A 13,875-nucleotide genomic window follows, 5' to 3' on the forward strand; every position below is an offset into this window, starting at 1 on the left:
TCCAAGTTAACTTGGACGGGCTTTTTCGTGTTCTTCTTTTCAGCGCGAATTGAGAGTATTCGTAACTTACTATTCTAAGCCCATTCCCGGATGATGTGCAGGATATTCCATATTGTCTTCATGACACACGGTACATGTTCCGCCAGACCCTATAGGTTTAGACTCACCCATATATTGAAGCGCGCGAATATTGTCACGTTCATCAACAGCAGGGAATATTGCGTGTGGAGCGTTATGACATGCGGCGCACATAACGGCATCCATTTCATCTTTGCGGTTACGAAACAACTCAGACTTATCCTCATTCCATACATTGAATGCAGAGTCTGTGTCCGGTCCGGCAAAGTCCACATGACAAGTCAGGCAATCCGGCTCCTGCACCCAAGGCGTACGAGGATTGATCTCTGCCACATCAATATCAACAGGCATGATCAATGACATCAATTTCTTAGCGACAGGCTTATCTTTTTCAGATTTAAGCAACGCCAACGCATGATTTTCCATTGGGCCATGACAGTTCACACATTCCATGCCCACATCTTTATGCAGACCGCGCAAGCTCTCCTGCGGATGACACATGGTGCAAGCCTCATTATCCTTTTCGGCAAGATATACAGCGTGGAACCCGTGAAGTGCAGTCGACAGCTCAAGCTGGGTATCGCCGTCATGACAACTCAAACAATCAATAGCAGCGCCATCCTCAGAATTCACTTGCGCTACAAAATCAGTATGGTTGTCGCGGTCATGAATCTTCAGGAAATCATCAGCAGTTTGCGAGGCTAAACCACCCTGACCTTTCACCGCCCACTCTCCACCATGACAATTATTACATGTAGCTCTTGTGGAAACAGGTAGAACAATGGTCGTGGTCGCGATAATTTCTCCATCGCCGTCCACAGCGCTGACCTCAACTAAAGGTAATGGCTGGTAGCCATCATCAGAATAAGGAAGCGCCTTGATTGCGGAGGACTCAAAGAATCCGTCCTTAACCGTCATATCGTAAGTTTGATTAATCGATTTGAGTTCGCATACGATCTTAACATCATCAGTAACAACTTCCGGTGGATCTCCACGAAGAAGAAGCTGAGCCCGAACAATACTGCCACTTTCAGAAAGCTCTACCCGACCTTCACTTTGCACGATGAGGCGCAAACCTTCGAGCGGCCAAGCCATTAAAGTATACTTCTGATCTTTTATAAATGGTGATGGAACCGCTTCAGCTTCAACAGGAGTAGCAAGCTCAACTTTTTCCTGAGGACTTAGCCCGTCAATGTATTCAGCAAGAGCCATACGTTCGTCGGGCAAACCTAGGAACGGAGACATATATTTTGACAAGCTGCCCATGCCGGAGATGAATGCATCAAGTCCCGCTAAATTGTACTTGGCTGTTCTCGGAACGATATCGTTCATAGGGCCATTGACGGCATGACACGGCGCACACTGCATCTGGTATAGCCAAGATCCAGCTTCAATTTGATTCTCTTCAGTAATCTTCCTTAAATTATCAGGAACCCACTTTGCTTCCTGCAAGAAGCTTTTGCCCTCAAGGGAGGGAACTCTCTCGACCTTAACTGAGTTGGAATAAACAACGCCCCACAAAACGTAAGGCTTTCTTCCGGCTTCACGAATGAACTCGAATGAACCGTAGAAGGTCAAGGCAACCAAAAGCAATATTATAGCCGATGGAAACTTAATTATACGAGGCTGACAGATTGCCATTAGCAGTCCACCCACCAAAATAATCGGAGCAGTAATCTGGTACATTTTCAGGTAATATGTAACGCGATGAGATTTATCTAGCACCATCGCAGCCTGTTCTGGCGGCAGAGCCATCAGATACCAATAGCCACATGGAATAACTAGAATCAGTCCGAGCAAAGTCCAGATACTACAAAGGCGGACCATTTTACAGCGAACCGCATCATCTTTCAGCCACGATGCAGTGACGAAACCGAATAAGCCAGCCAGCATCACACATAAGAATGAGCGGAAAGCGAGTTGCGGCCAGAAGGTCGGGTTAAATATACCATCCCAGAAATTATGAGTTTCCAGCCAGTCTCCGGGGGTAAGCATAAAGCCAACCACGCCGTTGATGGTGAAAAGGGACAGCCATGCAAAAATGAAATAGAACCAACCTATCTTTATATGATCAGACCGCTTCATTCTATCCCAATAATAAAAATAGATCAGCAGTGCGATGATTTCGCCCACGAACCAAACCCATTCAGTAGCCCAAGCAAATAAAAATTCACGAACAAGAATGAGCGCGCCCTGCGGACTGAGAAGTGCCATGCTGAACCAGAGCGCGACCCCGCTGACCCCTCCGAATACCATCGACAAGAGCAGGAAAAATTTAGAATGTTTTTTCACGTAACCAAGTAGTTCATCAGAGCCAGTGCGGTACGCCATCTGTTCACTTAAAACGAGAAAAAGACCGCCGCCTACTGCAAACTGAGCCACAAAAACGTGAATAGTCGCGATAAAAGCAATCCAGAAGCCGCCGCCGAAAGTAGTGAGGTGCCAAATTGGATATTCCATGATTAACTCCTCCCCGCCTTGAACATAAGCTTAAGCATATAAGCTATACCGGCAATTCCTATCACGAGCGATATGAGAAATAAATATAGCGGAGAATATTGTCCGGTTACCGGAATATCCTCAACTTTAAAGTATGGAGCAAGATAAGCTTTTCTAAGCAAATGCCTCATGACTACCATCACATAGACCATTATCACAACAATGACCGATGAGAGCACAACATTGCGTTTCATTCCGGCATGAATGAGTCCGATGGTTCCCACCATCCCAATGCCAAGAAGAATCGTCGCAAACATATCACGCCCCATAAAGATGAGCATGATATCCCTAGGAAGTGCCATGAGAAACCACAGACCTACCCCTATATTAACGAGGGTAGCTCGCACAAACCATTTTGACCCGGTCTCGATATAATCTTGATCAGATTTCATTTTCCCGAGAATAGCGACAAAAAGTCCACCTACAGCAAGAGCGGAAACCATGAAATGAAGATAACGGGGAATCAGTGCTGAATCGTTAAGATTGAGAACCAGCCCATTTGGATTCTGAAAGTATTCTGCCCAATGATCGGGCCTCAGCATCAAGGTCATATTGTTGGAAAGCATGAATCCTACATATAAGAGGATACACAGCACCATAAAAATAAGCCCTTTACGGCCGCCATCTTTCAGACTGTCGTAACGGTAATAATGATAATACAAAGCGTAATATCCAATGAGCAGCGCGAAAATCGCGGCAAGCCAGAAAACAGCCATTAGCACTGAAGATGTATAATTAAATTGAGCATACACCGCTTTGACAAACAAAAGAGGTGGAACACCGGCATTAATAACCAGAGCTAAGATTGTCGGCAGTTTACCTGAAAGATCGCGCGAAATCTTACTTCCGCCACTCAGGCTATGCCACGCGACAATGACGGTCCCACCAAGCGCGATGTTCATGAGCAAAAGATGTATGGCGAAGGTAACTATCAGCAGTGTAATCGGCCAAATAGGCTCGACTGCAATAGTGTGTATCGCCGGAATAAGTGAAGATGGAACCATGTATTCCCCCTGAATATTTTCCCGATTTCTATAGGTATAACAATACATGACTGTACGGACAATTAGAAATTTAATTAAGTTCACATTGACACAACAGCCATTTATAAAAAAACATCTTGCCAAAGAGCCCCTAAATCACTATACAAATTCCCAGTGCCGAAGTGGTGGAATTGGTAGACACGCTAGATTCAGGGTCTAGTGGGGGCAACTCCGTGGAAGTTCGAGTCTTCTCTTCGGCACCACCGACAACAAGGAAAAAGGGCTGTAGCAACGTGCTACAGCCCTTTTCTTTTTTTAATGCTAAAAAATTAATCGTCACCAAAAAGCAGCTTGAATCATTAACTCCAATTTATCTACAAAGATTCAGCCAAAAGTCGTCCATAGGCTTCACATTCTTCTTTGGCGGCACTATCCGGCTTCCATAAGACCTTCAAGCCATCGCCAACCATTTCCAATCCCGATTTCTCTAGAGAATCTGAAACCATTTTCACACTTTCCCCAGACCAACCATAAGAGCCGAATGCCGCTCCCTTCTTATTCTTAAAAGAAAGCCCGTGGATCATTTCCAGCATACCCGCCATGTGGAAGAGGATTCCTTTATTAATGGTAGAGCACCCCGCCACCACCATTTTAGATCGGAATATTTCGGAGATAACTTCGTTTTTGTCCCGCTGTCCCACATTGTAAATTTTGATTACTATATCCTTATTCGCCTGCCTAATGCCAGAAGCAATAGCCTCAGCCATATCCCGAGTGCTGTTCCACATGGTATCGTATATGATGGTGATTTGGTCTTCCTGATAATCGTCCGCCCATTCGAGATATTTTTGGACAATCTGCAACGGATTTTCCCGCCACATAATACCGTGACTGGGGAAGATGAAATCAAGAGGCAGTTCCATTGCGACAATCTCATTGATTTTTTTAGTCACCAGCTTGTTGAACGGCGTTAGGATATTCGCATAGTATTTGATGCATTCGTGCATTAGCTCGTCTTGATCGACAAGGTCGTTGTACATCAAATCGGACGCGAAATGATGGCCAAAAGCGTCATTACTGAACAGCACGTTTTCCTTATCCATGTAAGTAAACATGGAATCCGGCCAATGCAGCATGGGTGCAGAGACAAAGGAAAGAGTTTTCTCTCCTAAAGAGAGCGTGTCACCACTTTTAACTACTTTGTAATTCCAGTCGGCGTGGTAATATCCTTTGAGAATTTTAACAGCCTGAGCCGAGCAATAGATTGGAACATCCGGAATGCGACGCATCAGCTCTGGCAACCCACCGCTATGATCCACCTCGCAATGGTTCATAATAATGTAATCAATCTTTGAAAGATCGATTTCCCGTTCAAGGTTGGCAACAAATTCGGCGCCATATGGCCCGTAAACAGTATCAATCAAGACTGTTTTCTCATCACGAACAAGATAAGAGTTATACGAAGAGCCTTTGAATGTTGAATACTCCTCGCCATGGAATTTCTGCAATGCCCAATCTATTTTACCTACCCACGTAACGCTGTCTGTTAATTTGAAACTCATGACCTCTCCTAGTTATGTTTACTTTTGTGCAATATTCACATGACCTTAGCTAGCTCCTTAACTTCACACATGCCCACTTGTTGCTTCCGCATAACTGAGGGCAGTGGCCTTGCAAACATATATTGAGGAGCTTCAACCTCTTCTCTTTAATACCAACGACAATAAGGGTTGTAGCAATGCGCTACAACCCTTTTCTTATTTTTAACGCTAGACTCTTTGCATTCACAAAAGACCATTTGCCATGAGATGTTCTAATCAAAATCGACAGAACTTCGCGTGATTGTCATAGCAAGACCAGGCCCTTTGAGTCATCATCTTAAATAGAAACTACTTTTCATATAATTGAAAACATGCCTAAGATTAGCATAATCAGACTAATATATTTGCTCTGATAAGTAATGTGCTGTGTTATTTTTGGGAATGTTTTTTCCAAAGGAGGAGTGAATGCGACTTCTAAAAATATTGCTATTGCAATGTATCCTTTTATGTCTGTGTTGCGCCGTTGTTCAAGCACAGCCAAAGAAGGTTATTATACTTGAAACCATGACAGCGCCTTTGGTGCAGGATATGACAGACTCATTCCTGGATCACCTGCAATCGCTTGGGTACCAAAGTAATGAGGATTATCAGATCGTTCGATTAAATGCGGAAGGCAACGCGGAGAACGCCGAGACTCTCCTAAGGAAAGAACTCGAAAAGGGACAGCCTGATCTTGTCGTTTCAGTAGCTACATATGCTACCAAAGCAGCGGTAAAACTCCTTGGAAATACGAACGTTCCCATTGTTTTCATAGCCGTCTCCGACCCGATTGGCTCTGGTATCGTTAAAGATGTAGGCAAACCTACTGGCACCAATATTACAGGTATTGTCTTCTCGGTGTCTGAAAAGACCATTATTAAAATGGTTTTAAAGACTTTTTCTAATTGCCCAAAGAAGAGGCCATTACGTTTTGGAGTTGTATATTCTGGCTACCATTCCGCAGTCGGTGATGCTCGCAGATTAAAGGAAGCTGCGATGGATAACCCCGATATTCAGTTTGTTTTTAAAAAGGTAGCCTTTCGCCCCGGCAAGGAAGGAGAGGACCCCATGCTCCAAGCAGCGGCTCAAGCCATGCGTTCCCTCGAGGGGCAGGTTGATTTCATGTGGCAACCTTCAGATTACATGGGGGCATTACCACAATCTTCCGAAGTATTTGCGAAAGCTTCTCCTGTGCCGATTGGATTCACTCGATACATTCGATCATTGGAGAAAGGGGCTCTACTCCGCATAGTTCCCAGCATTGTTGGGAGTGGAGTTGCTGCTGCTCAAATTGTGGATTCCATTTGGCATGGAGCCAACCCTGACTCAATTCCTGTAAAGGCACCACCGACTATGGACATCGGGTTGAATCTTTCAACTATGAAGAATTTAAATTTGGTAATCCCTATTGAAATCATGGAATTTGCAAAAGACAACTACGTCAAGTGAAGGTGTTTATATGCGAATTATACAAAAATTACTAATCTCGTGTGCGTCTGTGCTCCTGTTATTTGGAATTGCTCATGCTGATCACCAAAGGATAATAGTGCTCGAGACAATGACAGCCCCTATTATACAAGAGGGGACGGATATTTTATTAAACCACCTGAAAACACTAGAGTTCCCGCATAAAGAGGGTTTAGTTATTGTCCGAAAAAATGCGGAAGGGAATTACGATAATGCCATTGCGCTTTTAAAAAAGGAGATTGAAAAAGGGAAACCAGATATTATAGTGACTGTGGCAACGTATGCTACCAAAGCTGCAGTGGAACTACTTGGCGGAACTAACATCCCAATTGTTTTTATGATCGTCTCGGACCCTGTAGGTTCTGGGATTGTCTCACAAATTGGTGAACCTTCTAAAACCAATGTGACCGGAGTTGTCTATTCTGTAACTCAAAAAGCAACTATCGACATGATGCTGAAGGTTCTTTCTAATTATAAAAAGAAAAGGCCACTGCGATTTGGCGTTGTTTACTCATCTTATCCTTCAGCAATGGGCGATGTCAGGCGTCTGAAAAAAGCAGCCGAAGGGAAGCCAAATGTTCAATTCATATATAAGGAAATTCCTTTCCGCTCAGGAAAAGAGGGAGAAATGCCAATGCTTGAAGACGCAATTCAAGCATGTCGCTCTTTGAATGGACAAGTAGATTTCATGTGGGAACCAGGGGGGTATATGGCTGTATTACCTCAGACTGCAAAGATGTTTGTCAAAGCTTCCTCAGTTCCTTTCGCGTTTACCCGTTTCCAAAACATGCTAAAAGAAGGAGCTTTGTTACGTGTTGCGCCAAATTCTCAAATGAGTGCAATTGCCGCGGCAGAGTATGTAAATTTAATACTGAATGGCGCCGATCCTGGTTCTTTGCCTGTGATGGTACCCGGGGACATGGATATCGGGCTGAATCTGACCACTGCGAAAAAGATGAAGCTTGTGATACCATCGGAAATCATGGAACTAGCAAAGGACAACTTCGTTCAATGAGGCCAATATGAGACTCGGACCTAAACTCGTAGTATTCATTTTACCCATAATTCTCATCGCCATAGTTGGGCTGGGGAGATGGACGTACTTGGAAGCCAAGCAGGGCTTACTAGTTTCTAACTACAGGTATATGCGCTTGGCACTTGACGATGTGTTTATCGATCAGGTTAAACGTAGAAGCGATCTCGTTATTAAAGCGGACATGCAAGGTATCGCCTACTTTGTAGAGAAATATAAAAGTGAAGCTCGTCAGGATATTCAGGCCTCAAGTCAACGTTTTCAAGGAGATTTCTTTGTTTTTTCTCCATCAGACGTATCTGACATTAAAGGTCATAATGCAGATTGTCCTCTGACGGATGAACAGGCAAGAGTTGTAATGAAAGACCTGAAAGAATCCGAGGACATGCGGTTTGAAGGGACCTTGAAAGGCTCAACTCTACTCTTATGCGAAGCCCGCTATTTTGCCGAATGGGATTGGGTTGTTGGTTACACCATTCCTGAGAAGACAACTGAACAATATCTGAAACCAATTTACCAAGCAACCATCCTAGCCGTTTTTGTTGTAGGGCTTGCCCTCACACTTCTAATTGGCTTTTTGACTCGGAGGTTCATAACGAACCCCATAGGTATATTGGAGCGCTCGGCTCAAGATATTGCAGCAGGGAATTCTCGTGCAAGTATTCTAATTAATTCAAGAGATGAATTGGGCGCCTTAGCGCGTAGTCTAGAAGATATGGTGGAAGAGATTCAACTCAGAGAAACCGATCTCACACAAAGTAGGGCTATATTGTTGGAAGCAGAGAGACTCGCGGATCTAGGCGCATGGAACTGGGACATTCAAAGTGATTCCTGGACCTGTTCTGACAATTGGTTACGAATTCATGGATTATCAAATCCCAATTTGTCTTTGCATGAAGTTCTTAAAATTGCGCATCCTGATGACCTACAATCAATAAGTAAGGCTGTCTCAAAATCTGTGGAACAAGGACTCCCCTTCTCCTTAGAGTATAGAGTGATTCGTCCTGATACAGATGAAATTGTACATATACACAAAAATGGTGAAGTAGAATTAGATTCTTTCGGCAATGCTGTAAGGTTGTACGGTGCAGCGCAAAACATAACTCGACGCAAGGAAATGGAACAGCGGCTTGCGCTGGCCCAAAAACTTGAGTCAGTAGGGCAACTCGCTTCTGGCATTGCTCATGAGATCAATACTCCTCTCCAATATATAGGTAGTAATCTTAAATTCATGAAGGGAGCATTTTCCGAACTAGAAGAAGCTTTCCATGTTTGTAAGCAAGGGCTACAAGAGTACGATGACACGAAGGCGGCAGAGGCCGTATCTATTGTGAAAGAAGCCCTAGAACTTCTTCAGGAGCTTAAGCCAGCATCGACAGAATCCATAGACGGTGTAAACCAAGTTTCGACAATTGTTCAAGCCATGAAAAGATTCGCACATCCTGATGTTAATAGCATTAGAGCAATCGACCTCAATGAAACAGTGAAGAATACGGTCGCTATCGCGAAGAATGAATGGAAGTATGTGTCTGACGTTGAGTTGGATCTTGCAGAGGACCTTCCTTACATCAGTTGTAATCATGGGGAGATCAATCAAGTCTTGTTGAATTTGCTGGTAAATGCATCACATGCAATTTCCCAGAAAGTCGAAGGTAGTCCGGGAAAAGGAAGAATTACAATTTCTACTCAACATCATAACAATGAACTAGTCTTGTCTGTTAAAGACACTGGCTGCGGTATACCTGAGGGGATCAAGAATCGTATTTATGATCCTTTTTTCACCACCAAAGAGATTGGCAAGGGGACCGGGCAAGGGCTAGCCATCGCATATGCGATAATCGAAAAACACAACGGCTCCATTAATATGGATTCAACCGAAGGAGAAGGAACAACCTTTACAGTTCGGTTGCCATTATAAAGCACCTAAAAAATCGTATTCTTCCATCCTCACAAAGTTGACCTCAAGAGTCGTGGCATTATTCAACATTCCTTCCTTTGCGACAATCTTCTTCGTTGAAATATCAACACCTCTATCCCACAAATTGACAACCTTTTCTTATTTTTAACGCAAGCTGCTTTACCTTCACAAAAGACAGCTTGACCATGATATCTCATCAAAGATAGCCTCACCCCTCGATATTCAGCACCGCCGCGATCACTCAGCACAGTTTCATTATAAGGTTGGACATGCCAAATATTACTAAAAATATCCCCGTAATAGCTTTCATACTGCTCGGCACAATATGGGGCAGCAACTTCATATATATGAAGCTTGCATCCGAGCTTATATCTCCTGCGCAGATTGTGTTCTTCCGCGTTCTATTCGGGTTTCTACCGATTTTAGCATATGCACTTTTCAAGAAATCTCTACGCATAGCCCATCTGAAACACTCTGTTCATTTCATTGTGATGGCCCTACTTGCGACAACACTATATTACTATAGTTTCGCCAAAGGCGCGTCCCTTCTTCTTTCTGGATTAGCCGGAGCGCTCAGCGGATCTATCCCTCTTTTCGCATTCATACTCGCCATCATTTTTATACCCGAAGAAAAACCTTCGCTTATGAAAATTCTCGGCATCGTCATTGGTTTTATAGGAGTCGTAATCATCGCGCGCCCTTCGGGAGACAGCTTGCTATCTTCCAATTTTGAGGGAGTATTATATATGATAGCGGGATCACTCAGCGTCGGAGCTTCTTTTGTTTATGCTAGAAAGTTTATTACGCCGCTAAACATTCCAGCATCAGCACTGACAACTTACCAGCTTGGTTTCGCCATGATACTGCTAGCCGCGACTACCAGCTATGACGGAATAGGAAATATTTGGGGCAACTATAACGCAGCAATTGGACTAGTCGTGGGCCTCGGGCTTCTGGGTACAGGACTAGCCTACATAATATACTATTACATCGTTTCCACGCTTGGCGCAGTCTCGGCATCTTCTGTCACATACATACCGCCACTAGTCGCTTTGCTGATCGGCGCTGTGATCATTGGAGAGCCGATTGAGCTGATTGATTATTTAGCGACAGCATTGATTTTTGTCGGTGTTTATATGCTTAAACGGAGATAACCGCTTTTCCGGAGTTAAGCCAAAACCAGTCACCACCTCCATGCTACCACTTAGCAAATAATACGACCTAATAAACTTTCCATGGTATCGCTTAAAGCGAGCTTCATATAGAAGAGAACAAACACAAAGGGGGCACTCCCCCCTTTCATACCATGGAGGTTTGGAATGAAGTCTAAGATTAAGGTTCTCGTATTTTTCACAATGTTGTGCCTGATGGCCAGCCCTGCATTCGCAGCTAAGAAAGTTAAATGGAAACTGGCCATGACATGGTCATCCACTTTGACACCTTTCGCATCTGCACCAATCCAGATGGCTAAAATGGTCGAAGAAATGAGTGGCGGTAACTTTGTTATCCGCGTTGAAGGCTCCGAAAAGCACAAAGCTGCTCTAGGTATCCTCGACATGGTTAAAGGCGGCCAGTACGATATCGGCCACAGTGCTGCTTACTACTGGAAAGGCAAAGACATCAGCACCGTATTTTTCTGCACAGTTCCTTTCGGAATGAACGCTGACGAGCAGTACGCATGGTTGTACTACGGCGGCGGTATGGAACTTATGGCAAAAGCTTTCTCTAAATACAAAGTCCTCAGCTTCCCCGGTGGTAACTCCGGCGTGCAGATGGGCGGATGGTTCAAGAAAGAAATCAACTCAATTGAAGACCTCAAAGGTCTCAAAATGCGCATTCCCGGCCTTGCTGGTGAAGTTTTCGCTAAACTCGGCGTTAACGTAACTAACATCCCTTCCGGCGAACTCTACACATCACTTGATCGTGGTACTATCGACGCTCTTGAGTGGGTTGGACCTGCAATGGACATCAAGATGGGCTTCCACAAAATCGCACCTTACTACTACACAGGTTGGCATGAGCCAGCAACTGAGCTTCAGTTCATCGTTAACCAGCGTGAATACGAAAAGCTTCCAGCTGAATACAAAGCTATCCTCAAAGTTGCGATGAAAGCATCTTCCATGGATATGTACATTGAAAACTACGCTGGTAGCATCGACGCTTGGGACAAAATGCAGACTGAATTCCCTAACATCAAGGTTAAAGAATTCCCAATGCCAGTTCTCAAAGCTATGAAAAAAGCTGCTAACGAAATCTATGACGCATACGCTGCTAAAGATGCATTCTTCAAAGAAGTACTCGAATCACAGCGCGCTTACATGAAGAAAGCTCGTGCATGGACCGCAATCTCTGAATACAACTACATCAAGACTTCTATGGAACTTGAAAAGTAGAGTAATGATCCTCTAAGGCGAATATATTGCCGCTCCGTCCCCCTACAGGACGGGGCGGTTATTTACGCCATCTGAAAATACCGAGAGTACAATGCAAAAATTAGAAAATTTTATTCGTCGCTCTGTCGACTATGTGGGACTGGCGCTTGCGGGCGTGCTGATTCTCATGGTTCTCAACGTCTCCTTTGACGTTATGATGCGATACACTTTCCACGCCAGTTCCGTTGGCATGCAGGAAATGGAATGGCATCTTTTCGCGATTATCATTCTTTTCGGGATGGGAGTTGGGCTTCAACATGATGCTCATGTCCGCGTCGACTTCATCTACGACCGTCTTGGCCCTAAAAAAAGAGCCATGATTAACATTTGGGGGACGGTATTCATGCTTGTTCCCTTAGCACTGCTGATCCTTTTCGGTTCTTTTGAATACGTTCAGGACGCATTCGTATCAAACGAGATTTCCGAAGATCCAGGTGGCCTACCTTTCCGCTGGATAATCAAAAGCATGATACCTCTCTCTTTCGTATTCCTTTTGTATAGTGCACTCGGATTCGTTCTTACAAATATCAGAAAATACAAGGAGGCGAAACTATGACAGGTTTAGTCATGTTCGCTGCCGCCCTTGCAGCATTAATCATAGGCTATCCTGTGGCCTTCACGTTCGGTTCTGTGGCCCTTGTTTTCGGAGCCATCGCAGCTTTTGTTGAGATGATGCCTGATCCTTCTTTCATGATGGTAGCTGAAGAATTCGGCAGCATGTTCTCTATGATGCCATTCCGTATCTACTCCATCATGACCAACACGATTCTAATGGCGATTCCGCTGTTTATCCTGATGGGACTTATCCTTCAGAGATCACAGCTTGCAGAGCGCCTACTCGAATCTATGGGGATCCTTTTCGGTAAACTGCGCGGCGGACTAGCAATCAGTACTGTACTTGTCGGGACCCTGCTTGCAGCTTCCACTGGTGTTGTTGGAGCTTCCGTTGTTGCTATGGGTGTAATTTCTCTGCCGGTCATGCTCAAACATGGCTACTCCAAAAAACTGGCCACAGGTACTATCTGTGCGGCCGGAACACTTGGCCAGATTATTCCGCCATCCATTGTACTTATCATTCTGGGAGATGTATTCCAGCAGCCAGTAGGCGACCTGTTCCAGGCGGCACTTATGCCGGGCCTAGTTTTAGTTGGTTGCTACATCCTTTACATCATAGTCATTTCCATAATTGACAAAGATGCTGCTCCAGAAATTATTATTCCTGAAGAATTAAAAAAAGGGGCTGTACTGCGGGCGATCATAGCCATCGTACCTCCTCTGGCTTTGATCATTATGGTACTTGGTTCCATCTTTATGGGTGTTGCGACACCAACGGAATCTGCATCTGTCGGCGCACTAGGTGCAATGGTACTTGCTGCTATGTTTAAAAGACTCAGTTGGGATGTTGTTATAGATTCATCGCTTGAGACAGTTAAAATCACAGCTATGGTTTTCGCTATCCTTATTGGTGCCACCGCCTTCTCCATGGTTTTCGTCTACACCGGCGCTGACTATATGGTTGAAGAATTCATGATGGGCTTACCGGGCGAAAAATGGGGATTCCTCATCTTGTCCATGTCTGCTATTATGGTGCTCGGGTTCTTCATCGACTTCATCGAAATATCATACATCGTTGTACCAATTCTGCTTCCTATTGCAGAAGCAATTGGCATCAACCCGTTGTGGTATGCTATTCTCATCGCGATGAACCTCCAGACGTCTTTCCTTTCACCTCCTTTCGGATTCTCGCTCTTTTATTTAAAAGGAGTCTGTCCGCCCGAGGTTCGAACGACCGACATTTATCGAGGGGTAGTGCCATTTATTATCATCCAGTTACTGGTGTTGGCATCTATCGTTATCTTCCCCGCAATATATGGACTCCAATAGT

10 protein-coding genes and 1 tRNA gene are annotated in these 13,875 nt (G+C 44.4%); 8 read left to right on the top strand and 3 right to left on the bottom strand.

What is annotated here, in order from left to right; genetic code table 11:
- Positions 1-69: 69 nt before the first annotated feature.
- The gene (locus tag BR06_RS0104495) at positions 70-2,538 is read right to left on the bottom strand and encodes a cytochrome ubiquinol oxidase subunit I (protein ID WP_031480563.1); all 2,469 of its coding nucleotides are present in this window, start codon (positions 2,536-2,538) and stop codon (positions 70-72) included.
- A 2-nt stretch (positions 2,539-2,540) separates the two neighbouring features.
- A complete protein-coding gene (locus BR06_RS0104500) occupies positions 2,541-3,581 on the bottom strand; it encodes a hypothetical protein (RefSeq protein WP_031480565.1) in 1,041 nt (346 codons plus the stop codon).
- Between the two features lie 155 nt (positions 3,582-3,736).
- On the opposite strand from BR06_RS0104500, the gene BR06_RS0104505 reads away from it, so the two are divergent.
- A tRNA-Leu gene (locus tag BR06_RS0104505) sits at positions 3,737-3,823 on the top strand.
- A gap of 111 nt (positions 3,824-3,934) precedes the next feature.
- On the opposite strand, the gene BR06_RS0104510 is transcribed toward BR06_RS0104505, so the two are convergent.
- On the bottom strand, positions 3,935-5,122 hold the full coding sequence (locus tag BR06_RS0104510; RefSeq protein WP_031480567.1) for an anaerobic nitric oxide reductase flavorubredoxin: 1,188 nt from the start codon (positions 5,120-5,122) through the stop codon (positions 3,935-3,937).
- 444 nt (positions 5,123-5,566) lie between these two features.
- Between BR06_RS0104510 and BR06_RS0104515 the strand changes: the two genes are divergently transcribed.
- The 7 genes from BR06_RS0104515 (at position 5,567) to BR06_RS0104550 (ending at position 13,874) form a co-directional block, all read left to right on the top strand.
- Positions 5,567-6,589: an ABC transporter substrate-binding protein gene (locus BR06_RS0104515; RefSeq protein ID WP_031480569.1), complete on the top strand. Its 1,023-nt coding sequence runs from the start codon at positions 5,567-5,569 to the stop codon at positions 6,587-6,589.
- A 10-nt stretch (positions 6,590-6,599) separates the two neighbouring features.
- Entirely contained in the window at positions 6,600-7,622 is a 1,023-nt protein-coding gene (locus BR06_RS0104520) for an ABC transporter substrate-binding protein (RefSeq protein WP_031480571.1), read from the top strand.
- A 7-nt stretch (positions 7,623-7,629) separates the two neighbouring features.
- On the top strand, positions 7,630-9,558 hold the full coding sequence (locus BR06_RS19615) for an ATP-binding protein (protein ID WP_051676925.1): 1,929 nt from the start codon (positions 7,630-7,632) through the stop codon (positions 9,556-9,558).
- A 269-nt stretch (positions 9,559-9,827) separates the two neighbouring features.
- On the top strand, positions 9,828-10,712 hold the full coding sequence (locus tag BR06_RS0104535; protein WP_031480575.1) for a DMT family transporter: 885 nt from the start codon (positions 9,828-9,830) through the stop codon (positions 10,710-10,712).
- A gap of 165 nt (positions 10,713-10,877) precedes the next feature.
- Entirely contained in the window at positions 10,878-11,951 is a 1,074-nt protein-coding gene (locus BR06_RS0104540) for a TRAP transporter substrate-binding protein (RefSeq protein ID WP_031480577.1), read from the top strand.
- Between the two features lie 91 nt (positions 11,952-12,042).
- Positions 12,043-12,546 carry a TRAP transporter small permease subunit gene (locus tag BR06_RS0104545; RefSeq protein WP_031480579.1) on the top strand — a complete coding sequence of 168 codons (504 nt, stop codon included), beginning with the start codon at positions 12,043-12,045 and terminating at the stop codon, positions 12,544-12,546.
- The gene (locus BR06_RS0104550; RefSeq protein WP_031480581.1) at positions 12,543-13,874 is read left to right on the top strand and encodes a TRAP transporter large permease; all 1,332 of its coding nucleotides are present in this window, start codon (positions 12,543-12,545) and stop codon (positions 13,872-13,874) included. The genes BR06_RS0104545 and BR06_RS0104550 overlap by 4 nt, the downstream gene beginning before the upstream one ends.
- Position 13,875: the final 1 nt, after the last annotated feature.

This window comes from Maridesulfovibrio frigidus DSM 17176 (assembly GCF_000711735.1).
GTDB lineage: Bacteria > Desulfobacterota > Desulfovibrionia > Desulfovibrionales > Desulfovibrionaceae > Maridesulfovibrio > Maridesulfovibrio frigidus.